This is a genomic window from Desertihabitans brevis (genome assembly GCF_003327535.1).
Taxonomy (GTDB): Bacteria; Actinomycetota; Actinomycetes; order Propionibacteriales; family Propionibacteriaceae; genus Desertihabitans; species Desertihabitans brevis.
Window position 1 is genome coordinate 15,297 of sequence record NZ_QOUI01000017.1, and the last position, 23,020, is coordinate 38,316.

A 23,020-nucleotide genomic window follows, 5' to 3' on the forward strand; every position below is an offset into this window, starting at 1 on the left:
AGGGTGGTGCTCCCGGCACGCAGCAGTGCCTCGAGGAAGGGAGCACCCCATGGCCCGCACCATCCAGGTCACCATCGACGCCGCCGACCCGCGCCGGCTCTCGATCTTCTGGCGCGACCTGCTCGGCTACGTCCACCCGGGCCCGCCCGGGGTCGAGCTGGCCGAGGGCGCGGATCCGCTCGCGGCCTGGGAGGAGTTCCTGGCCGCGGCCGGCGTCCCGGAGGAGCGCCGCAACTCCGCCTCGGCGCTGGAGGACCCCGACGGGGTCGGCCCGCGGCTGTTCTTCCAGCAGGTCCCGGAGGGCAAGGTGGCCAAGAACCGGCTGCACCTCGACGTCCGGACCGCCTCCGACCTCCGCGGTGAGGAGCGGATGGCTGCCCTCGAAGCCGAGTGCACCCGGCTGGTCGGGCTCGGCGCCACGCGGCTGCGGCGGCACGAGCCCGAGCCGCCGACGAGCCACGGCTTCATCGTCATGGCCGACCCCGAGGGCAACGAGTTCTGCCTCGACTGAGACCGTCCCTCCCGATCGCCGCCCGACCCGAGCCCGTCTGCGACCCGCGCGACGGCGGCGTCTTCCAGCCGACGGTCCCACCACCTGCGCCGGCTCCGGGAGGCCGGTCTGGTCGACTGCGAGCGGCGCGTCACCTGGGTGCACTGCGGGCCGCTGCCGGACGCCGTCCGCCTCGTGCGCGAGCTGCTGGCCGACGCGCCCGCGGCACCGGCCCGCTCACCTCTCTGGACGGCGGGCCCGGTCCGGCACCCACCCGGGCCGGAGCACCGCCCCGAACGGGCGGCCGTCAGACCCATCCCGTCGCCCAGTGCCGAACGCCGCCGCGAACGGGCGATCCTCAGGCCCACCCCCGGCCAGCGCCGAGGTCCGCTCCGGACGGGCGCTCCCCAGGTCCGCACTCCCCGTGACCGGGCCGGGCCCCGGCGGTGCCGGACGACGCCTCGCAGCGCAGACTCCCCGGGCGGCGGGCGCGGGGGTGCCCGGTGCCAGACTGGCGCGGGTGAGCCACGAGCAGAGCAGGCAGGTGCTGCTGGCCCGGCGCCCCGAGGGCTGGCCGGAGCACGACGACTTCGAACCGGTGACGCGTGACCTCCCGGAGCTCGGCGAGGGCGAGGTGCGGGTGGCCAACGAGTTCGTCTCGGTGGACCCGTACATGCGCGGGAAGATGGACGACCGCGAGTCCTACACCCCGCCCTACGCCCTCGGTGAGCCGCTCACCGGCGCTGCCGTCGGCCGGGTGGTCGCCTCCCGGCACCCGGAGCTGTCCGAAGGCACCCTGGTGCTGCACCAGCAGGGCTGGCGCGACGCCGCCCAGGGGCGTGGCGAGGAGTTCCGCGCCGTGCCCGAGGTGCCCGACGTGCCGACCTCGGCCTACCTCGGGGTGCTCGGCGGCACCGGGCTCACCGCCTACGTCGGCCTCCTGGACATCGCCCGGATGCAGCCCGGTGAGACGGTCTTCGTCTCCGCGGCCGCCGGTGCGGTCGGCAGCGTGGTCGGCCAGATCGCCCGGGTCAAGGGCGCGGGGCGGGTGGTGGGCTCGGCTGGCAGCCCGGAGAAGGTGCGCACGCTGACCGAGCGGTACGGGTTCGACGCCGGTTTCGACCACCACGACGGTCCGGCCGCCGACCGGCTGGCCGAGGTGGCCCCCGACGGCGTCGACGTCTACTTCGACAACGTCGGCGGCGAGCAGCTGGAGGCCGCGATCGGCGCCCTGAACCGCTACGGACGGGTGGCCTGCTGCGGGGCGATCAGCGCCTACAACGCGACCGAACCACCGCTCGGACCGCGCAACCTGGGACGCGTGGTGACCCACAGCCTCACCCTGCGGGGCTTCATCGTCAGCGACCACCTGGACCGGCAGCCGGACTTCCTCGAGGAGATGGGGCCCTGGCTGCGCGAGGGCCGGGTGCGGGCGGAGGAGACCGTGGTGGACGGGGTCGAGCACCTGGTCGACGCCTTCCTCGTCCTGCTCCGCGGCGCGAACACCGGGAAGATGGTCGTCCGGGTCGGCTGACCCCCGCCCGAGGGGCTGCCCGCTGTCGGTGCCCGGTGGCAGGCTGCTGCCATGGCGAAGGTCGAGCGGCCCGAGGTGCCGGTGTGGATGGTGCGGCGCATCGCCGCCATCCTCGAGCGGTTCCCCGGGTGCGAGCAGGAGGACGCCTGGACCGGCGTCCGCTGGTGCGTCGGGCAGGCCACGGTCGCGCACGTGTTCGGCGGGGAGGACCAGCTGTTCCGCGTCACCTTCCGCGCCCGCCCGGACGAGGTGGCGGCCCTGGAGCACATGGGCCCGCCCTACTTCCGCTCCGGCTGGGGCGGCGACGTCGTCGGGCTGGTGGTCGACGAGCACACCGACTTCGCGGAGCTGGCCGAGCTGCTCACCGACTCCTTCTGCGTGCAGGCACCCCGTCGGCTGGTGGAGCAGCTCGGTCTGCCCGAGCCCCGGGTGTAGACCGGCTGGGCCGGCGATGGGACCGCGGCGCCCGCCGCACGGTGCTGCGCCGGCCCGGTCCGGGAGCGTGGCCGCAGACCCACCGCCGGGTCCGGATCGACGACGATGCGGAGAGGCCATCGAACGCTACACCGAGCTGCAGGTGCGCTCGCTCACCGGCGCCGGGGCTGAGCAGGCCTCCCCGCACTGACCCGGACAGGTCAGCCCAGCGCGGCCAGGGCGTCGATCTCGACCAGCATCTCCTCCCGCGGCAGACCGACGAAGACGGTGGTGCGGCACGGCAGCACGCCGCTGCGGCAGTGCTCGGCCAGGAACGCCCCGTAGGCCTCGTTCATCGCCGCGAAGTGCGCGCGCTCGGTGAGGTAGACCCGCAGCGAGAGGACGTCGTCGAGGTCGGCCCCGCCGGCCAGCAGCACCGCGCGCACGTTCTGCAGCGTCCGGGTGGTCTGGGCGGCGACGTCACCGGGGAACAGGTACTCCCCGGTCGCCGGGTCCTGCGGTCCCTGCCCGGAGACCTGCAGCAGTCCGCCCTTGCGCACCCCCTGGGAGAACGTGAAGGCGGGAGCCGGGGCGTCGTCGGTGCGGATGGCGGTGCGGTCGGTCATCTGATCTCCTCGGTGTGACGGGCCACGCCCGGGTGGACGCAGCTGGAGCCGGAGCACGGGGCTACAGGGTCCAACGTAACGACTTGATGACCTCTGCTGCCGGCGGGTTTTCTTTTATTCGGACAGTATGCGAACTTATTCCTCGACGGCCGAGCGGATGTCCCATCCACCGCAGAGAAGGCCGTGGCCCCTGCGTCACGGTCCCGCATCGGTCTGACCAATGTCGCTCTGTGCATCCGGAGGTAACTCGCCGTGACCCATCGCTCCAGGCTCCTCGCCGCCGCCGCCCTCACCACCGTCGGTGGCCTGCTGCTCGTGGGCTGCAGCAGCCCCTCCAGCTCCTCCGACGGTGGCAGCAGCGGGGCCACCCCGCCGCTGACGGTCGACATGGCCTTCAGCGGCTCGGTGATCCAGAGCAACTTCAACCCGTTCCTCAGCTCGGCCACCCAGGGCACGCGCAACTACATGTTCCAGACGCTGATGAACACCGACATCATCAACGGCGGCGAGTTCACCCCGTGGCTGGCCAGCGGTTACGAGCTGTCCGAGGACGGGCGCACCCTGACGGTGCACGTCGAGCCGGAGGCCACCTGGTCCGACGGCACGCCGGTCACCGCCGAGGACGTCCGCTTCACCCTCCAGCTGGCCAAGGACAACCCGGCGCTGAACCAGCGCGGCGCCCAGTTCGAGACGGTCACCGCCGTCGACGACAAGACCGTCGAGTTCACCTTCGCCGAGCCCGGCTCCACCCTGCTCGCCGGCATCTTCGCCACCTACATCGTGCCGAAGGCGCAGTGGGAGGGCGTGGACGCGCAGACCTTCACCAACGACCAGCCGGTGGTCAGCGGGCCCTACGAGCTCGGCCGCTTCAGCCCCCAGCAGGTCACCCTCTCCCTGCGCGAGGACTACTGGCGCACCTCCGACATCCAGGTCGAGACGATCAACATGCCGATCATCAACTCCTCGACCCTGGTCTCCCAGCTCGAGCGCGGCCAGGTCGACGTCTCCGGCGCGGCCATCCCCAACCTCATCGACGGCTACGTCAGCACCTCCGACCAGCACGGCTACTTCTACCCGACCTACGGCGGGCTGTACCTCGTGTTCAACCACGACGTGCCCGCGCTGCAGGACGTCCGCGTCCGGCGCGCGGTGATGCTGGCGATGGACAAGCCGCAGCAGATCGAGCTGGTCACCCAGGTCGGTGCCCAGCCGATCAGCCAGACCGGGCTGGACGCCACCACCCTGTCGGACTGGCTCGACCCGCAGTACACCGAGCCGGTCGAGCGCGACCTCGAGGGCGCGCGCGCCGAGCTGGAGCAGGCCGGCTACACCTTCGACGCCGACGGCCGGGCGATCGGCCCCGACGGAGCGCCGCTCACCCTCAGCTACGGCGAGGTCGGCGACTTCGCCGACTCCGTGCAGCGGGCCCGGATCATCTCCCAGCAGCTCGCCGAGATCGGGATCACCGTCGACGTGGAGACCGCGGCCAGCAGCACCTACAGCTCCGAGCGCGCCAACGGCGGCTACGACCTGGTGGGCTACGGGTTCGCCTACGGCAACACCCCGTACGTGTTCTACAACTCGATGCTCAACAGCTCGCTGGCCGGCGGCGAGGACGGCAGCCCCAGCAGCTACGCCAACTACGGGCGCTGGCGCGACGAGGAGACCGACGCCGCGCTGGACCGCTTCGCCGCGGCCTCGGCGGTCGAGGAGCAGCGCGAGGCCGGCTACGAGCTGCAGCGGATCGTCACCGAGGAGGTGCCGTTCGTGACGCTGTCCAACATCACCGCAGGCTGCGCCTACACCACCGCCAACTGGACCGGCTTCCCCAGCGAGGACGACCCCTACGGCGTCTGCGCCCCGTGGTTCGCCGGCAGCTCGGTGGAGGACATGCTGGCCAAGCTCGAGCCCGCCGGCTCGTGAGCGCCACCACCGGCGTCGCCCCCGTCTCGACCGCCGGCCGGCGGTCCGGGGCGCGGGGCGGCGCGCTGCGGGTGATCGCCCGGCGCTGCCTGTTCTACCTCGGCACGGCCTGGGCCGCGATCACGCTGAACTTCCTCATCCCGCGGGTGATGCCCGGCGATCCGGCCTCGGTGATCATCACCCAGCTGGCCCAGCGCCAGCCGATCACCCCCGAGACCGAGCAGGCGATCCGCGCGCTCTTCGGCCAGCCGGAGGGCAACATCGCCCAGCAGTACGTCGACTACCTCGGCGAGCTGTCGCAGGGCAACCTCGGGCTGTCGACCACCTACTACCCCCAGCCGGTGTGGGAGGTGATCTCCACCGGGCTGCCCTGGACGCTGACCCTGGTGGGCGTCACCACGGTGATCGCCTTCCTGCTCGGCACCGGGCTCGGGATCCTGTCCGGCTCCCGGCCGGGACGGCTGGCGGACTCGGTGATGGCGCCGCTGGCCACCCTGCTCGGCTCGATGCCCTACTTCTGGGTGGGCACCCTGGCCCTGCTGGCGTTCTCGGTGACGGTGCCGTGGTTCCCGTCGCAGAACGGGGCCGACCTGTCGCTCGACCCGGGCTTCTCGCTGGAGTTCATCGCCAGCGCGATCCACCACGCGGTGCTCCCTGCGCTGACGATCATCGTCTCCTCGATCGGCGGCTGGTTCCTCGGGATGCGGAACATGATGATCACCACCATCGCCGAGGACTACGTGCAGCTGGCCGAGGCCAAGGGGCTCTCACGGTGGCGGGTGATGATGAGCTACGCCGCCCGCAACGCGATGCTGCCCCAGGTCGCCGGGCTGGCGATCTCGCTGGGCTCGGTGGTCGGCGGCTCGCTGCTGGCCGAGGCCGTCTTCGCCTACCCCGGCGTCGGCTACCTCTTCTACCAGGCGGTGGTCAGCCTCGACTACCCGCTGATGCAGGCGCTGTTCCTCACCATCTCGCTGTCGGTGCTCGCGGCCAACTTCGTGGCCGACTCGATCTACGTGCTGCTCGACCCGCGCACCAGGGAGGCCTGATGACCGCGACCACCCCGGCGACCGCGCCGGCGACCACCGCCCAGCCGCGCCGCTTCCGGCTCCGGCTGACCCGCAACCGCAAGGCCCGCGCCGGCCTGCTGATCCTGGCCGTCTACGCCTTCGTGGCGATCTTCGGCCCGACCCTGGTCACCCACCTGCTGGGGCAGTCCCCCACCGCCTTCACCGGCCAGGTGCTGGCCCCGCCCTCGGCCGAGCACTGGCTGGGCACCAACCAGGACGGCGTGGACGTCTTCGCCCAGCTGATCTGGGGCACCCGCTCCTCGCTGCTGGTCGGGCTGATCGCCGCCTCCACCTCCACCGTGCTGGCCGTCCTGGTCGGGCTGGTCGGCGGCTACTACGGCGGCGTCCTCGACCAGGTGCTGGGGGCGGTGACCAACGTGTTCCTGGTGCTGCCGGGCCTGCCGCTGGTCATCGTGCTGGCCGGCTACCTGCAGGGCCGCGGCGGGTCGATCGCGGTGGCGATCGTCATCGGCGTCACCGGCTGGGCCTGGGGCGCACGCTCCAAACGGATCCAGACCGTGTCGCTGCGCAACCGCGACTTCGTCACCAACGCCAAGCTGATGGGTGAACGGGACGCCCGGGTGATGGGTGCGGAGATCCTGCCCAACCTGCTGCCGGTGATCTCCTCCACGCTGATGCTGGCGGTGGTCACCTCGATCCTGGCCGTCTCCGGTCTGGAGTTCCTCGGCATCGGCGACGTCAACACCGTCAGCTGGGGCAGCATGCTGCGCCAGGCCCAGGAGCGCCAGGCCCTGTTCTCCGGCGCCTGGTGGTGGTTCGTGCCCCCGGGTGCGGCGATCACCCTGCTCGGCGCGGCCGCCGGACTGGTCAACTTCGGCGTCGACGAGATCACCAACCCGCGGCTCCGGGTGCCCCGTGCGCCGCGCGTGAAGGGAGGACGGGCATGAGCCCCACCACCGCCCCGGCCGCCGCGGGCACCGCCACCACCGAGGCCCCCGTGCTGCTGGACGTCCGCGGGCTGCGGGTCGACTACGGCCAGCCGGGTGACCCGCTGCTGGCCGTCCGCGACGTCGACCTGCAGATCCGCCGCGGTGAGGTGCTCGGCATCGCCGGGGAGAGCGGCAGCGGCAAGACCACCCTCATCACCGCGCTGCTGCGGCTGCAGCGCCCGCCGGCCCGCACCACCGCCGGCACCGCGCTGCTGCACCCGCGGCCCGGGCAGGACGGCCCTCCGGTCGACCTGCTCACCGCGTCCCGGCGCGAGCTGCGCGCGCTGCGCTGGGAACGGCTGTCGGTGGTCTTCCAGAGCGCCATGAACGCGCTCAACCCGGTGCACCGGCTGGAGAGCCAGTTCATCGACACCCTGGCCGCGCACCGGCGGATGTCGCGCGCCGACGCCCGGGCCCACGCCTCACACCTGCTCGAGCTGGTCGGCATCCCGGCCTCCCGGGCCCGCTCCTACCCCCACGAGCTGTCGGGCGGGATGCGCCAGCGCGCCACCATCGCGCTCGCCCTGGCCTGCGAGCCCGACCTGGTGGTGATGGACGAGCCCACCACCGCCGTCGACGTCGTGATGCAGCGCCAGATCCTGGCCCAGGTGCAGCGGCTGCAGGCCGAGTTCGGCTTCGCGATCGTCTTCATCACCCACGACTTCTCGCTGCTGCTCGAGATCGCCGACCGGCTGGCGATCATGTACGGCGGCCGGATCGTCGAGACCGGCACCCCGGCCGAGCTGCAGGGCGACCCGCGGCACCACTACACCGCCGGTCTGCGCGACAGCTTCCCGCCGCTGCGGGGGCCGCTGGTCCCGCTGCGCGGCATCCCCGGCTCGCCGCCGGACCTGCGCACCGCCGGCATCGCCTGCAGCTTCGCCGACCGCTGCGCCGGCGCCCAGGAGGACTGCCGCAGCACCGTCCCGCCGCTGTTCGTCGAGGGCAGCCGGGCCCACGCCTGCCTGCACCCCGTCGGCACCCCCGCTCCCAGCTCCCCCGGAGGACGACCGTGACCAGCCCCACCGACGAGCGCCCCACCGACGAGCGCCCCACCGCCGAGGGCTCTGCCGGCCGCCCCGTCCCGGCCCGTCGGGCCGACGACCGCCCGGTGCTCGCCGCCCGCGACGTCACCGTGCACTTCCCCACCAAGGGCGGCGCGGTGCACGCCCTGGACGGGGTCAGCCTGGCCCTGCACCGGGGCCGCACCCACGCGGTGGTCGGCGAGAGCGGCAGCGGCAAGTCGACGCTGGCCCGCACCCTGGCCCTGGTGCAGCAGCCGACCGCCGGCACCGTGGAGCTGCACGGTGCCCCGGTGGAGGCCGCGCGCCGGCGCCGGCAGCGCCGCGAGTTCGCCGCCACCGTGCAGCTGGTGCTGCAGGACCCGTTCAGCTCGCTCAACCCGCTGCACCCGGTGCGCTACCTGCTCAGCCGGCCGCTGCTGCTGCACCGGCCGCCGATGCCGGCCGAGCAGCTGGAGACCGAGATGCTGCAGCTGCTGGAGCGGGTGGCGCTGGTGCCGGCCCGCCGCTTCCTGGACGCCCGCCCGCACGAGCTCTCCGGCGGGCAGCGCCAGCGGGTGGCGATCGCCCGCGCCCTGGCCGTCCGGCCCGAGGTGATCCTCGGCGACGAGCTGATCAGCATGCTCGACGTGTCGCTGCGGCTGGAGGTGCTCAACCTGCTCGCCACCCTGCGTGACGAGGAGGGGCTGGCGATGCTCTACATCACCCACGACATCGCCACCGCGCGCTACTTCGCCGACGAGATCACCGTCCTCTACGCCGGTGAGGTGGTCGAGACCGGCTCCAGCGAGGACGTCACCCAGACCCCGGCGCACCCCTACACCCGGCTGCTGGTCGAGTCCTCCCCCGACCCCTCGCCGGAGTCGCTGGCGGCCGGTCCGGCCGGGGACGGGGAGCGTCCGCGGGCCGACGCGGTGGCCGCCGAGCCGCCGGACCTCATCTCCCCGCCGTCGGGCTGCCGCTTCCACCCGCGGTGCCCGTTGGCGCGTCCCCGCTGTGCCGAGGCCTCCCCGCCCTCGGTTGAGGTCCACGATGGTCACCGGGCCCGCTGCTGGGCACTGACCGACGACGAGCAGTACCAGCGCGGGTCCGTCGCCTGACCCCGTCAGGCCGCTCCCTCGACGACCCGAGACACCGGAGGCCCGGATGACCAGCCCGTCCCCCCACCGCGACCTGCTGCCCAGCGCGGTGGTCGACGACCTCGCCCGCCAGCTCGCCGAGGTGGCCGGCGAGGCCGTCGCCACCGTCTTCGCCCGCGCCCTGCGCGAGACGGTGGAGCGCACCCTCACCCGCCACGAGGACGGCACGGCCTTCGTCGTCACCGGCGACATCCCGGCGATGTGGCTGCGCGACTCCACCGCCCAGTGGCAGCCCTACCTGCTGCTGCTGGACGAGGCGCCGGAGCTGGCCGGGGTGCTCGCGGAGGTGCTGCGCCGGCAGTTCGCCGCGATCCGCCACGACCCCTACGCCAACGCGTTCAACGACGGGCCCACCGGTGCGGCCTGGGACACCGCCGACAACCACCCCGACCCCCGGCTGTGGGAGCGCAAGTACGAGGTGGACTCGCTGGCCTTCCCGGTGCTGCTGGCCCACCGCTGGTGGCGGGCCACCGGGTCGACCGCGGTCTTCGACGACGGCGTCCTGCTCGGGCTGCGCCGGGTGGTGCAGCTGTGGCGGCGCGAGCAGCGGCACGAGGCGCTGTCGACCTACCGGTTCCGCCGGCCCAGCCGGCTGGCGAGCGAGACCCTGGCCCGTCACGGCCTCGGCGGACCGGTCGCGGTGACCGGGATGACCTGGTCGGGGTTCCGGCCCAGCGACGACGCCTGCGCGTTCGGCTACAACGTGCCGGCCAACCTCTTCGCCGCCCGCAGCCTGGACCGGGTGGCCGAGATCGCCGCGGCCGTCTACGGCGACGACGCGCTGGCCGCGGAGGCCACCGCGCTCGCCGCGGAGCTGCGGGACGGGGTGGAGCGCCACGGCGTGGTCCAGCACGAGCGGCACGGCCGGGTGTGGGCCTACGAGGTCGACGGCCTGGGCGGCACCCTGCTGGCCGACGACGCCAATCTGCCCAGCCTGCTCTCGCTGCCGCTGCTGGGCGTCTGCGCCGCCGACGACGAGCGCTACCTCGCCACCCGGGCGCTGGTGCTCAGCCCCGACAACCCCTGGTACCACGCCGGCTCGGCCGCCGCCGGGATCGGCAGCCCGCACACCCCCGACCGCTACGTCTGGCCGATCGCGCTGGCCGTGGAGGGGCTCACCAGCACCGACCCGGACCGACCGCTGGAGCTGCTGCGGCTGCTGGCGGTCACCGACGGCGGCACCGGCTACCTGCACGAGGGTTTCGACGTCGACGACCCCACCCGCTGGACCCGGGAGTGGTTCTCCTGGGCCGACTCCGCCTTCTGCGAGCTGGCGCTGGCCGTGCTGGGACGCCGGGTCACCGACCTCGACGCCCCGTCCGCCACCGCCGCCCCGGCGCCCGCCGCGACCACCCGCCCGGTGCGCCGGCGCGACCTCGGGGCCACCGCGGACTGGACCGTCCGGCCGGTCGACGGCGAGGCCGGGCTGGCCGCGATGCCGGCCGACGTCGTGCGTCCCGACGCGCTGCCCGGTGAGCTGCCGGCCACCGTCCCCGGAGCGGTGCACCTCGACCTGATGGCGGCCGGCGAGCTGGTCGACCCGCTGGTCGGGCTGAACGAGGCGCGGGTGCAGTGGGTCGGACGGCTGGACTGGGAGTACCGGGCCACCGTCGAGGTGGGCGCGCACGAGCTGGACGAGCCGGCGTCCCTGGTCTTCGAGGGTCTGGACACCGTCGCCACCGTGCACCTCAACGGCACCCGCGTGCACGCGAGTGAGAACATGCACCGCTCCTGGCGGGTCGACGTCACCGGGGTGCTGCGGCCCGGCGCGAACGAGCTCACCGTCCGCTTCGACTCCGCCCTGGTGCACGCCGAGGAGCTGCAGCGCACCCGCGGCGCCTGGCCCAACGACTACCCCCACCCCTACAACCAGATCCGCAAGCACGCCTCCTCCTTCGGCTGGGACTGGGGGCCGACGCTGGTCGGGGCCGGGCTGTGGCGTCCGGTCAGCCTGGAGGTGGTGCCGACCGCGGCGCTGACCGGGCTGCAGGTGCGCACCGAGGTGCCCGCGCCCGCCGCCGGGGAGAAGCCGACCACCGCCGACGCCACCGTGCACGTGGTCGCCGACGTCGTCGTCGCCACGGACGCCGCCGCCGAGCTGGTGGTCCGCGGACCGGGCGGCGCCGTGCAGCGCGTCCCCGTGCCCACCGGGTCGGGGTCGCAGACGGTGCGCGCCGACCTGGCGGTGGCCGACGTCGAGTTGTGGTTCCCCACCGGCTACGGCCCCGCCACCCTGCACGACGTGGACGTCGACCTCGTCGTCGACGGCCGTGTGGTCGACACCCGGCACCGCCGCACCGGCTTCCGCTCGATCGTCCTCGACACCGCCCGCGACCGCCACGGCCGGGCCTGCACGCTGGTGGTCAACGGGCGGCCCGTGTTCGCCAAGGGGTTCAACTGGATCCCCGACGACCCGTTCCCCACCCGCACCACCGCCGCGGACCACGTCGCCCGGCTGGAGCAGGCGCAGGCCGCCGGGGCCAACCTGGTCCGGGTCTGGGGCGGCGGCCTGTTCGAGGACGAGACCTTCTACCGCTGCGCCGACGAGCGCGGGCTGCTGGTCTGGCAGGACTTCCTGCTCGCCTGCGCCGGCTACCCCGAGGAGGAGCCGCTGCGCTCGGAGGTCGAGGCCGAGGCCCGCGAGGCCGTCCGCCGGCTCTCGGCCCACCCGAGCGTGGTGCTGTGGAACGGCGGCAACGAGAACCTGCTCGGCCACAGCGACTGGGGCTGGCCGCAGAAGCTGGACGGGCGCCCCTGGGGCGAGGCGTACGCCCGCGAGCTGTTCCCGGCCGTGGTCGCCGAGCTCGACCCGGGCACGCCGTACCTGGTCAACAGCCCGCACTCCTCCGACGAGGTGACGCCGAACTTCCCCGGCGAGGGCACCACCCACCAGTGGGACACCTGGAACCGCCTGGATCACCGCCACTACCGCGACGCCGTCCCCCGCTTCGCCGCCGAGTACGGCTGGCAGGCCCCGGCGACGCTGCCCACCCTGCGCGCCGCGCTGGGTGCGGACGCGCTGCGCTGGGACTCCCCGGAGTTCCTGGCCCACCAGAAGCAGACCGGCGGCGGGCAGCGGCTGGTCGACCGGCTGGCCGGGCACGTCGCCGACCTCGACCGGCTGCTCGCACCGGAGGCGTTCGCCGACTTCCACCTGGCCACCTCGCTCAACCAGGCCGAGGCGCTGCGGACCGCGATCGAGCACCTGCGCTCGTGGTGGCCGCGGTGCGCCGGCAGCGTGGTCTGGCAGCTCAACGACTGCTGGCCGGTGACCTCCTGGGCGGTGGTGGACGGCCACGGCGTCCCCAAGCTGGGCTGGTACGCCGCCCGCGCGGCCCACGCCGACCGGCTGGTCACCGTGCAGCCCCGCGAGGACGGGCTGTCGCTGGTGCTGGTCAACGACACCGACGAGCCGTGGACGGCCGAGGCGGTGGTGCGCCGCTGCGACCTCGACGGCACCGAGCGGGCCCGCACCACCGTCCCCGCCGAGGTGGCGCCGCGCTCGACCAGCACGCACCTGCTGCCGGTCGCCGTCAGCGCGCCCTGGCACCAGCGCCGGGAGCTGTTGGTGGCCGAGGTGGCGGGGCTGCCCGGCGGGGCGGCGTCGCGCAGCGTGTGGCGGTTCGCCGACCGGGGACGGCTCGAGCTGGCCCCCGGCCGACGCACTGCCGAGCTGCTGCCGGCCGAGGCCGACGGGCTGGTCCGGGTGCGGGTGCGGGCCGAGGAGACCTGCCTCGACCTCGCGCTGCTGACCGAGCTGGTCGACCCCGCCGCCCGTGCTGACACCGCCCTGGTCACGCTGCTGCCCGGTGAGGAGCACGTCTTCGCCGTCGAGGGGCTGACCGGCGCCGAGCCGGACCGGCTGTCCCGGCTGCTCGACCCCGACGTGCTGCGCTGCGCCAACGAGGTGGCCCGGGCGTGAACGATCCCACGACGACCGCCGCCGGCATCGACGCGGCGGTCGAGGCGGTGCTGGACCGCCTCGACACCCGGCAGCGGATCGGCCAGCTGAACCAGCGGCTCTTCGGCTGGCACTGCGTGCGCCGCACCGGCCCGGCCCGCGCCCCGCGCTACGAGCTGACCGACACCTTCGCCGAGGAGGTGGCGCGCTGGGACGGGCTCGGCGCGCTGTACGGGCTGTTCCGCGCCGACGCCTGGTCCGGGCGCACCTGGGACGACGGGATCCTGCCCGAGCACGCCGCCGAGGTGGCCGGGCAGGTGGTCGACGCCGTCCGCGCCGCCTCCCCCACCGGCACCGGCCCGCTGCTGGTGGAGGAGGCCCCGCACGGCCACCAGGCCCTCGGCGGGACGCTGCTGCCGACCAACCTCGCCCTGGCCGCCGGCTGGGACCCGGGGCTGGTCGAGGAGTGCGCGGCCGCGGTGGCGCGCGAGCTGCGCTCGGCCGGCGTCCACATCGCCCTGGTCTCTGCGCTCGACCTGCTGCGCGACCCCCGCTGGGGGCGCTCGGAGGAGTGCTTCGGGGAGAGCCCGCTGCTGGCCGCCGAGCTCACCGCCGCAGTGGTCCGCGGCATGCAGGGGCCGGACCGGGAGCGGGTCGCCGACGGCACCGGGCTGGCGGTGGTGCTCAAGCACCTGGCCGGCCAGGGCGAGGGCACCGGCGGACGCAACGGCCACCCCGCGGTGATCGGCCCGTACGACCTGGCCGAGATCCACCTGCCCCCGGTCGAGGCCGGGGTGGCGGCCGGGGCGCTGGGGATGATGGCGGCCTACAACGACATCGACGGCGTCCCCTGCTGCGCCAACCCCGAGCTGCTCACCACCCTGCTCCGCGACCGCTGGGGGTTCGACGGGGTGGTGATGGCCGACGGCCACGCCGTGGACCGGCTGGTGACGATGACCGGCTCCGAACCCGCCGCCGCCGCGCTGTCCCTGGCCAGCGGCGTCGACCTCAGCCTCTGGGACCGCTCCTACGCCCGGCTGGAGGAGGCCGTCGAGCAGGACCCCACCCTGCTCGCCGCCGTCGAGACCGCCTGCCGGCGGGTGCTCCGGCTCAAGGCCCGGCTCGGGCTGCTGGACGGCGCCGGGCACCTCCGGCCGACCCGGGACGACCGCGCCACCGTCCGGCTCTCCCGCCGCGCCGCCGACCGGGCGCTGGTGCTGCTCGACGACGACCCCGCACGCCCGCTGCGCGGCCTGCCCGACGACCTCGCCGCCGGCGGCCGGCTGGTCGTCACCGGCGCGCACGCCGACCTCACCACCTCCCTGCTCGGCGACTACGTGCCCCCGCTGCCCGAGGGCACCGACGGCTCGGTGCTGGCCGGCCTGCGCGAACGGCTGGGCGACCGGGTCGAGCACCTGCCGCCCCGCCCGGACGCCGACGACCTGCTCGACCCGGCCGTGCTGGCCGGGCTGGGCCCGCAGGACACCGTGGTCGCGGTGGTCGGCGGCACCAGCCACCGCAGCACCGGCACCGGGTTCGCCGACAACGGCGCCCTGCAGCGGACCGCCGGGGGGCTGGCGCCGGAGCTGCTGCCCACCGCCGGCGAGGGCGTGGACCGGGCCGACCTCGCGCTCCCCGGACGCCAGGAGGAGCTGCTGGAGACCCTGGCCGGCACCGCCGCCCGGGTGGTCGCGGTGGTCGTCTGCGGACGTCCGCACGCCCTCGACCGGGTGGTCGCGGCCGCCGGCAGCACGCTGGTCGCCTTCTACCCCGGCCCCGAGGGCGGACGGACCGTGGCCGCCACCCTGCTGGGCGACCAGCCGCCGACCGGACGGCTGCCCGCCACCTTCCCCCGCGCCGGGGCGGTGCTGCCGGTCCACGACGACGACCGGCTGCCCGCCGAGGGCGTCTACACCGACGTCCCCGACCCGGTGCTCGCCGGGCTCGGCACCGCCTGCGTGCCGTTCCCGCTCACCCGTCGGGGCCTGAGCGCCGAGCTGGACGAGGACGGCGCAGGCGTCCGCGTCCGCGGCACCGTGCACAACCCGCACCCGCTCGAGGTGGAGGACGTGCTGCAGCTCTTCGCCACCCGCCGCGGCGGCCCGCGCTGGCCGCGACGGGCCGAGCTGGTGGCCTTCACCCGGGTCCGGGTGCCGGCGGGTGCCGAGACCGCGGTCGAGCTGCGGGTGCCGGCCCGGCGGGTGCTGCCCGACGGGCCGGGCGAGACCGCGCTGTGGTGGTGCCCGCCCGGCGGTGGCTCGCGCCGCCCCGACGACCCGGCCGATGTCGTCACCCTGGCCCGTCCCGCCCGCTGACCCGACCTGCCCGACCACTCCTGCGAGGAGCACCATGACCGACCTCTCCCCCGCCCCTGACCCCTCCCCCGCCCCCTGCCCCGCCTCGGACATCGCCCTGCCCAGCGGCGCCAACGCCGAGGCCAGCGTCCCCGACTGGTTCACCGAGGCCCGCTTCGGCATGTTCATCCACTGGGGCGTCTACGCCCTGGCCGCCCGCCACGAGTGGGTGATGACGCGGGAGGAGATGGACGCCGCCACCTACCAGCGCTACCTCGACCACTTCGAGGCCGACCGCTACGACCCGCGCGACTGGGCCCGGCGCGCCCGCGAGGCCGGGATGCGCTACGTCGTCATCACCGCCAAGCACCACGACGGCTTCTGCCTGTGGGACAGCGACCTCACCGACTGGTCGGTCGCCTCCACCCCGCACGGCCGCGACCTGCTCGGTCCCTTCGTCGAGGCCTGCCGCGCCGAGGGGCTGCGGATCGGCTTCTACTACTCCCTGCTGGACTGGCACCACCCCGACTTCACCGTCGACGGCCTGCACCCGCTGCGCAACGGCGACGTGGAGACCCTCAACGCCGGCCGCGACCTCACCCGCTACCGGGAGTACCTGCACGGCCATGTGCGTGAGCTGCTCACCCGCTACGCGCCCGTCTCCTACCTCTTCTTCGACTTCTCCTACAGCGACGACGACCACAAGCGCGACGTGTTCAACGGCAAGGGCGCGGCGGAGTGGGGTAGCGAGGAGCTGCTGGCGATGTGCCGGGAGCTGCAGCCCGACATCATCGTCAACGACCGCCTGGACGTCCCCGGCGACCTGGTCAGCCCCGAGCAGTACCAGCCGCTCGGCCCGATGACGGTGGCCGGCCGCCCGGTGCCCTGGGAGGCCTGCCAGACCCTCAACGGCAGCTGGGGCTACGACCGCGACGAGCTGCACCACAAGAGCCCGGAGCTGCTGGTGCGGATGCTGGTGGACGGGGTGTCCAACGGCGGCAACCTGCTGCTCAACGTGGCCCCCGACGGGCGCGGCGCGCTGCCGCCGGTGGTGCGGGACACCCTGGCCGGGATCGGGGAGTGGATGGAGCTGCACGAGCGCTCGGTCCGCGGTGCGGGACCGGTGACGCTGCCCGTGGACGTCCTCGGCCCCTCCGACGTCCGGCTCACCCAGCGCGGTGACCGGCTCTACCTGCACCTGTTCGCCTGGCCGATGCGCCACGTCCACCTCGGCGGCCTGGGCGGGCGGGTCGCCTACGCCCAGCTGCTGCACGACGGCTCGGAGATCCGCTGGACCGAGGCCGACCCGACGGTGCGCGCCTACGGCAGCGGGATGGGCGGCCTGCCCGCCGGCGCGGTCACCTTCGAGCTGCCGGTGCTGCGCCCCGACGTCCTGGTGCCGGTGGTGGAGATCTTCCTTCGGGAGCAGGGATGAGCACCGCCGGTGCCGACCCGGTCGACGTCGTCGAGCTGACCCGGCTGCTGGTCCACACCCCCAGCCCGAACCTGCCCGGGGACGAGCGGGCGGTGGCCGGGGTGGTCGGTGAGGTGCTCACCACCCTGGGGCTGCCCGCCCCGACGGTGCTGGCGGCCCGGCCGGAGCGGCCCAACCTGGTGCTGACCCTCGACCTCGGGCCCGGCGGGTCGCACCTGGTGCTCTCGGGCCACCTCGACACCAAACCGGTCGGCGACGGCCGCTGGAGCGTCGACCCGTGGGCCGCCGAGGTCGACGGCGACCGGCTGGTGGGGCTGGGCGCGGCCGACATGAAAGGGCGGGTTGGCCGCGGTGCTCGTCGCCGCCGGCCGGGTCGCCGCCACCGCCCGGACCGGACGGCTGTCGCTGGTGCTGACCGCTGACGAGGAGAACTCCTCCACCCTGGGCGCCCACCACATCGCGCCGCTGCTCGACCTCGAGCCGGACGGGGTGGTGATCGCCGAGCCCGGCGGGATCGAGACCGACTTCGACCGGCTGCACCTGGTGAGCCGCGGCCTGGCCCGCACCCTGCTCACCGTCCGCGCCGACCAGGGCCACTCCAGCCTCTCCGGCGAGGCCGGGCTGCGCAACGCCGGGCTCGAGCTGGCCGCCGCGCTCCTCGCCCAGCGCGACGCCGACGTCGCGACCCCCGCCGACGAGGACGGCCTGGTCGGCTGGCAGACGACCACCAACCCGGCGCTGCGGCTGGAGGGCGGGCTCGGCTACGGCGTGCTGCCCGGTCTGGTGCGGGCCTGGACCGAGGTGCGCACGCTGCCCGGCGCCGACCGCGAGCAGGTGCTGGACGCGCTCACCGCCGCCGCCCGGCAGGGGGCCGGCGCGGACGCCGACCTCGCTGTCGAGTACGACGCGGCCCCGCACGACTGGCTGCCCGCCACCCGCGTCCCCCGCTCCTCACCGCTGGCCACCGCAGCCGCCGACGCGCTGGAGCGGGTGCTCGGCACCCGTCCGCCGGCCTCGGTCTTCCCCGGCACCACCGACGCCACCTGGTTCGCCGCCGCCCGCGGCTGGTCGGTGCTGCCGGCCCTCGGGCCGGGGCTGCTGCGCCGGGCGCACCGCGCCGACGAGGAGGTCTCGGTGCAGGCGGTGCGCGCCGCCGCCGACCTCTACACCGAGCTCGCCACCGCCTTCTGCTCCGGGCCCGCCCCGTCGGCCGGCCCGGTCGGGCCGACGTGAGCTGCCGCGGGCCGGCGTCCGGCGCGGGAGCCGGGTCAGCTGAACCCGAGCACGGCCTCGATCACGCGGGCCGTCGCCCCCTGCAGGGCCCCGGACGTCCCGAGCTCGGCCAGCCGGACCTCGACCGCGCGCCCGCCGACCGGCGGGCAGCGCTCGGCCACCGCCTCGGCGACCGCCTCGACCAGGTCACCGGCCAGCAGCTCCGGCGGGCCGGCCAGCAGCACCTGCTCGAGGTCGACCGCGGCCACGGTGGGGGCGAGCACCCCGGCGAGCAGCTGCCCCGCCCGGCGCAGCCGCTCCCGGCGCCCCTGGGCGTCCTGGCCGGCGACGGCCGCCTCCAGGTGCGGCTGGGAGAGCACGGTGCTCAGGCAGCCGCGTCGTCCGCAGTGGCACACCTCGCCGTCGGGGTCGACCTGCAGGTGGCTGATCTCGCCCGAGGCGCTGCGGTGACCGCGCACCAGCCGGCCCTCGAGGACCAGCCCGGCGCCGATGCCGACCCCGACCGACAGCAGCAGGAACCCTGCCGCCGAGGCCGACCCGTAGGTGTACTCGGCGAGCGCGAGGGCGTCGGCGTCGTTGACCACCTGCACCGGCGTGCCCAGTGCCCGGCCGAGGGTCTCGGCCAGGGGCACGTCGGTCCAGGACAGCTGCAGCGCCTCCAGCACCCGGCCGCCGGGGTCGACGATGCCGGGCACGGCGACCCCGATCCCGAGGACACGGCGCGGCGAGGCCTCGATCGCCTGCCGGCACATCTGCTCCAGCGCGGTGACCGCGGCCGAGGAGCGCAGCCCGGCGAAGTCCGACCACACCTCCTGCACCACGACGCCGTCCAGGTCGAGCACCGCCAGCCGCACCCGCGACAGCGAGCGCAGGTCGACCGCGACCACGTGGTGCTCGCTGCTGAGCAGCCCGACCAGGGTGCCGGGCTTGCCGACCCCGCCGGTGCTGCGCCGACCCAGCTCGGAGACGATCCCCTCCTCCACCAGCCCGGCCACGATGTCGGAGACCGACACGCTCGCCAGCCCGGTCGCACGCGCCAGGTCCGCCCGCGTCATCGGTCCGTGGTGGAACAGCCAGCCGAGCACCGTCCCCCGGTGCTGCACCCGCGCGCGCCGGGGCACCACCCGGGCGCCGCGCCGCACCAGCAGCGGTCCGGACGCCGGTGTGCGGGACGCAGGTGGCTCGCTCATGGCGCCATAGTGTCCCACCTCCCCACCCCGGACGACGCCCTGCGCCCCGACCCGCCCGGCGGCCGCACCCGCCCGGGTGCCTCCACCTGCCCGACCTCTGCCACCCGACCACGAGGAGCCCTGCTGTGACCCTGGACGTCGTCCCCGCCCCCCGCCACGTCGGCGCACCACCACCCGGGCCGGGGGCCGACCTCGCCGCCGGCGGCGACGTGGTCGCGCCGCGGGCCTGGTGGCCGGCCGTGAACGCGGTGCTGCGCGAGATCGAGGCGGGCACCGGTGGGGTGCTGCGCCTGCACGAGAGCAGCCCGACCGCCCCGGCGGACCCGCTGCTGCGGGTCGAGCAGGTGGCCGAGGTGCCGGGGCTGACGGCGGCCTGCGGCCCGGAGGCGGTGCTCGCCGAGGGCTACGCGCTGGAGGTCTCCGGCGGTCGGGTGCTCGCCACCGCCAGCACCGCCGTCGGCGCGGCGCACGCGCTGCAGACCCTGCGCCAGCTGCTCGACCCCGCCGCCTTCCGGCGCGCCGGCCGCGGCCCGGCGGTGGCCGGGCCGGTCAGCGTCCTCGACGCCCCGCGGCACGGCTGGCGCGGGCTGATGCTCGACGTCGCCCGGCACTGGCACGGCGTGCGCTGGACCTACGACCTCATCGACGCGCTGGCCCTGCACAAGCTCAACGTGCTGCACCTGCACCTCACCGACGACCAGGGCTGGCGGCTGCAGGTCGACGCCTTCCCCCGGCTCACCGAGGTGGGCGCCTGGCGGCGGGAGACACTGGTCGGCTACCGCTTCTCCGACACCTTCGACGGACGTCCGCACGGCGGCTTCTACACCAAGGCCGACATCGCCGACATCGTCGCCTACGCCGCCGACCGCGGGATCACCGTCGTGCCCGAGATCGACATGCCCGGGCACATGCTGGCCGCCATCGCCTCCTACCCCGAGTGGGGCACCACCGGCGCCCAGCTCGAGGTGCTGACCCGCTGGGCCCGCACCCACAACGTCCTCGACCTGTCCGAGGCCACGGTCGCGGCGATGAAGACGATCCTCGACGAGGTCGTCGAGCTGTTCCCCTCCCCCTACATCCACATCGGCGGCGACGAGTGCCCGCGCACCGAGTGGGTGGAGAGCCCGCGGGTGCAGCAGCTGATCGCCGAGCGGGGGCTGGCCGACGAGGACGAGCTGCAGCACTGGTTCACCCGCCAGCTGGGCGTGCACCTGGCCAGCCGCGGACGCCGGCTGCTCGGCTGGGACGAGATCCTCAACGGCCGGCTCCCCGCCGACGCCACCGTGATGGCCTGGCGCTCGGAGGACGAGGCCCGCGCGGCGCTCGCCCTGGGCCACGACATCGTGGTGGCCAACCAGGAGCACCTCTACCTGGACTACAAGCAGTCCCGCGACGCCCGCGAGCCGCTCGGCCCGCGGATCTTCGCCCACTACCTCACCGACCTGCGCGAGGTCTACGAGTACGAGTGGCTGTCCGACCTGCCGGCCGAGCAGCGGGCCCGCGTGCTGGGGGCGCAGGTGTGCCTGTGGACGGAGTTCATCAGCAGCCGCGAGAAGGCGGAGTACATGATCTTCCCGCGCACCTGCGCCTTCGCCGAGCGGGTCTGGAACGGTGCCGTGGACGACTTCGACACCTTCCTGCCCCGCCTGACCACCCACCTCGCCCGGCTGGAGGCCCGCCAGATCGCCTTCCGCGGGCTCGACGGCCCCACCCAGGGCCAGTCCGACACCTGGTGGGGCGTCGAGGCCGAGGCACCGCCCCGGCTCTCGCTCTCCTCCGACGACTCCCCCGCCCAGCAGCAGTGACTCAGCACCCCGGCCCCCGACGGGCCACCTCCCCGGAAGGACCGACCGTGACCACACCCCTCGACCAGCTCTTCCCCCGTTCCCGGCAGGCCCGCGTGCTCGCCGGCGACGGGCCCGGACCCGATCCGCGGCTGGAGACCCGCACCGACCCCGCGCTGCCCGCCGAGGGCTTCCGGCTGACCACCGGCGACGGCCGGGTGCTGCTCGAGCACGCCGACGCCCGCGGGCTGCGGTACGCCGGTCAGGCGCTGGCCCAGCTGCGCCGCTCCCGCGACCTCGCCACCACCGCCCTCGTCGTGGAGGACGCCCCCGACATCGCCGTCCGCGGGGTGATGCTCGACATCAGCCGCGACCGGGTGCCCACCCGGCGCACCCTGCTGCGGCTGCTCGACGTCCTCGAGCTGGCCCGGGTGAACACCCTGGAGCTCTACACCGAGCACACCTTCGCCCACCCCGGCCACGAGGTGGTCTGGCAGGACGCCTCCCCGCTCACCGCCGCCGACATCGCCTGGCTGGACGACGAGTGCGCCGCCCGGCTGATCGAGCTGGTGCCCAACCAGAACACCCTGGGCCACATGGAGCGCTGGCTGGAGCACCCCGCCTACGCCTCCCGGGCCGAGTGCGTGGACGGGTTCGAGATCCACGGCGAGCACCGCGGACCCAGCACGGTGGCCCCGACCGCCGAGAACGCCGACTTCATCAACGACGTGCTGGCCGGGGCGCTGCCGCACTTCCGCTCCCGGCGGGTCAACATCGGCGCCGACGAGCCGTGGGAGCTGGGGCAGGGCGTCAGCGCCGAGGAGGTGGCCCGGCGCGGCAGCGGACCCGTGTACTTCGACTACGTCCGCCGGGTGGTCGAACACTGGACGACGCGCGGCTACACGGTGGAGTTCTGGGCCGACGTGTTCGGCGAGCACCCCGAGCTGATGGGCACCACCCCGGCCGGTGCCGTCCCGGTGGTGTGGCAGTACGACGGACCGCAGCTGACCCGCGAGGTGGTCGCGGCCGCCTCGCCGGCGCTGCGCGCGCAGTGGGAGGAGGTCGGCCTCGACGTCGACGCCCTCACCGACGGATTCCGGGCTCGCGCCGCGGTGCTGAGCCGGGCCGGGGAGCCGTTCTGGGTGGCCCCGGGCACCAGCACCTGGCAGTCCTTCGTCGGCCGGCTGGACAACGCCGTCGACAACCTGGTGGATGCCGCCGAGGTGGCGGTCGAGTCCGGCGCCGGCGGCTACCTCACCACCGTCTGGGGTGACCACGGCCACTTCGACCCGCCCTCGGTCACCTTCGGCCCGCTGCTGCTCGGCGGCGCGCTGAGCTGGGGACTGGAGGCCAACCGCGACCTCGACCTGGCCGCCGTGCTCGACCAGCACCTGCTGCTCGACCCGACCGGCACCACCGGCCGGGTGCTGGTGGCGGTCGGCCGGGCCGCCACCGCGCTGGGTGCGCCGGTGCTCAACACCAGCCAGCTGTTCACCGTGCTGCTGCGCGCCGGCGCGCTGGTGGAGGGCACCTGGCCGTCGGCCGACGGGGTCGAGGCGGCCGACCGGCTGCTCGCCGACGCGCTGGAGGAGCTGGACGGCGCCGACCCGGCCTGCGCCGACGGCGACGTGGTGCTGGCCGAGCTGCGCCAGGCCATCCGCTTCGCCCGCTTCGGTGCCGAGGTGCTGCGGCTCGGCCCCGACGGGCTGGCGGAGCTGCCGGCACCCCGTGCCGCCGTGCTGCTGCGTCGCCTGGAGGACCTGCTCGCCGAGCACCGGCGCACCTGGCTGCTCCGCTCGCGTCCGGGTGGTCTGGACGACAGCTGCGCCCGCCTCGACCGCCTGCGCCGCCTGCTCACCGTCCGCGCCGCCGCCTGACCGCCCCCCTCCGTCCGCCGCCTCCCCGCCCCCACCCGCCGGTTCGAGGTAAAAGCGCGCCGGCAGGTTCAGGAGCCAGCGCAACACCCGATCGGTGGAGGCTGTTGTGGTTGTTGCTGCTGGGGTGAAGGCGCAGGC

17 protein-coding genes and 1 pseudogene are annotated in these 23,020 nt (G+C 74.9%); 16 read left to right on the forward strand and 2 right to left on the reverse strand.

Annotated elements, in window-relative coordinates:
• Positions 1–49: 49 nt before the first annotated feature.
• The 3 genes from DT076_RS18845 (at position 50) to DT076_RS18860 (ending at position 2,459) form a co-directional block, all read left to right on the forward strand.
• Entirely contained in the window at positions 50–511 is a 462-nt protein-coding gene (locus tag DT076_RS18845) for a VOC family protein (RefSeq protein WP_114128243.1), read from the forward strand.
• Between the two features lie 499 nt (positions 512–1,010).
• A complete protein-coding gene (locus DT076_RS18855; RefSeq protein WP_114128244.1) occupies positions 1,011–2,024 on the forward strand; it encodes an NADP-dependent oxidoreductase in 1,014 nt (337 codons plus the stop codon).
• Positions 2,025–2,075: 51 nt separating this feature from the next.
• Positions 2,076–2,459, forward strand: a complete 384-nt coding sequence (locus DT076_RS18860) for an MmcQ/YjbR family DNA-binding protein (RefSeq protein ID WP_114128245.1) — start codon at positions 2,076–2,078, stop codon at positions 2,457–2,459.
• Positions 2,460–2,659: 200 nt separating this feature from the next.
• Here DT076_RS18860 and DT076_RS18865 read toward each other — a convergent pair whose 3' ends face one another.
• The gene (locus DT076_RS18865; protein WP_114128246.1) at positions 2,660–3,064 is read right to left on the reverse strand and encodes a RidA family protein; all 405 of its coding nucleotides are present in this window, start codon (positions 3,062–3,064) and stop codon (positions 2,660–2,662) included.
• 252 nt (positions 3,065–3,316) lie between these two features.
• Between DT076_RS18865 and DT076_RS18870 the strand changes: the two genes are divergently transcribed.
• From DT076_RS18870 to DT076_RS18915, 11 genes and pseudogenes are all read left to right on the forward strand, one after another.
• Entirely contained in the window at positions 3,317–4,987 is a 1,671-nt protein-coding gene (locus DT076_RS18870; RefSeq protein ID WP_114128247.1) for an ABC transporter substrate-binding protein, read from the forward strand.
• Positions 4,984–6,036, forward strand: coding sequence for an ABC transporter permease (locus DT076_RS18875; protein ID WP_233494079.1), 1,053 nt, complete (start codon positions 4,984–4,986; stop codon positions 6,034–6,036). The genes DT076_RS18870 and DT076_RS18875 overlap by 4 nt, the downstream gene beginning before the upstream one ends.
• Complete coding sequence (locus DT076_RS18880) at positions 6,036–6,965, forward strand: ABC transporter permease (RefSeq protein WP_114128248.1); 930 nt, start codon at positions 6,036–6,038, stop codon at positions 6,963–6,965. Before DT076_RS18875 ends, DT076_RS18880 begins: the two co-directional genes overlap by 1 nt.
• Positions 6,962–8,023, forward strand: coding sequence for an ABC transporter ATP-binding protein (locus DT076_RS18885; protein ID WP_114128249.1), 1,062 nt, complete (start codon positions 6,962–6,964; stop codon positions 8,021–8,023). Before DT076_RS18880 ends, DT076_RS18885 begins: the two co-directional genes overlap by 4 nt.
• A complete protein-coding gene (locus DT076_RS18890; protein WP_199539302.1) occupies positions 8,020–9,129 on the forward strand; it encodes an ABC transporter ATP-binding protein in 1,110 nt (369 codons plus the stop codon). The genes DT076_RS18885 and DT076_RS18890 overlap by 4 nt, the downstream gene beginning before the upstream one ends.
• Positions 9,130–9,175: 46 nt before the next feature.
• Positions 9,176–10,459 (forward strand): annotated as a pseudogene (locus tag DT076_RS20480) (glycoside hydrolase family 125 protein); the annotation flags it as partial.
• 144 nt (positions 10,460–10,603) lie between these two features.
• A complete protein-coding gene (locus DT076_RS20485; RefSeq protein ID WP_407642753.1) occupies positions 10,604–13,090 on the forward strand; it encodes a glycoside hydrolase family 2 protein in 2,487 nt (828 codons plus the stop codon).
• Positions 13,087–15,384, forward strand: a complete 2,298-nt coding sequence (locus tag DT076_RS18900) for a glycoside hydrolase family 3 protein (protein WP_114128251.1) — start codon at positions 13,087–13,089, stop codon at positions 15,382–15,384. The genes DT076_RS20485 and DT076_RS18900 overlap by 4 nt, the downstream gene beginning before the upstream one ends.
• A gap of 34 nt (positions 15,385–15,418) precedes the next feature.
• A complete protein-coding gene (locus DT076_RS18905) occupies positions 15,419–16,798 on the forward strand; it encodes an alpha-L-fucosidase (RefSeq protein WP_114128252.1) in 1,380 nt (459 codons plus the stop codon).
• Positions 16,795–17,220 carry a zinc-binding metallopeptidase family protein gene (locus DT076_RS20320; protein WP_114128266.1) on the forward strand — a complete coding sequence of 142 codons (426 nt, stop codon included), beginning with the start codon at positions 16,795–16,797 and terminating at the stop codon, positions 17,218–17,220. The genes DT076_RS18905 and DT076_RS20320 overlap by 4 nt, the downstream gene beginning before the upstream one ends.
• Positions 17,150–18,031 carry a M20 family metallopeptidase gene (locus DT076_RS18915; protein WP_158548210.1) on the forward strand — a complete coding sequence of 294 codons (882 nt, stop codon included), beginning with the start codon at positions 17,150–17,152 and terminating at the stop codon, positions 18,029–18,031. The genes DT076_RS20320 and DT076_RS18915 overlap by 71 nt, the downstream gene beginning before the upstream one ends.
• Positions 18,032–18,066: 35 nt before the next feature.
• On the opposite strand, the gene DT076_RS18920 is transcribed toward DT076_RS18915, so the two are convergent.
• Entirely contained in the window at positions 18,067–19,221 is a 1,155-nt protein-coding gene (locus tag DT076_RS18920; protein ID WP_114128267.1) for an ROK family transcriptional regulator, read from the reverse strand.
• A 125-nt stretch (positions 19,222–19,346) separates the two neighbouring features.
• Between DT076_RS18920 and DT076_RS18925 the strand changes: the two genes are divergently transcribed.
• Both DT076_RS18925 and DT076_RS18930 read left to right on the forward strand, forming a co-directional pair.
• The gene (locus DT076_RS18925) at positions 19,347–21,026 is read left to right on the forward strand and encodes a beta-N-acetylhexosaminidase (RefSeq protein ID WP_158548211.1); all 1,680 of its coding nucleotides are present in this window, start codon (positions 19,347–19,349) and stop codon (positions 21,024–21,026) included.
• Positions 21,027–21,073: 47 nt separating this feature from the next.
• Positions 21,074–22,882 carry a family 20 glycosylhydrolase gene (locus DT076_RS18930; protein ID WP_114128255.1) on the forward strand — a complete coding sequence of 603 codons (1,809 nt, stop codon included), beginning with the start codon at positions 21,074–21,076 and terminating at the stop codon, positions 22,880–22,882.
• The last annotated feature ends 138 nt before the right edge of the window (positions 22,883–23,020 follow it).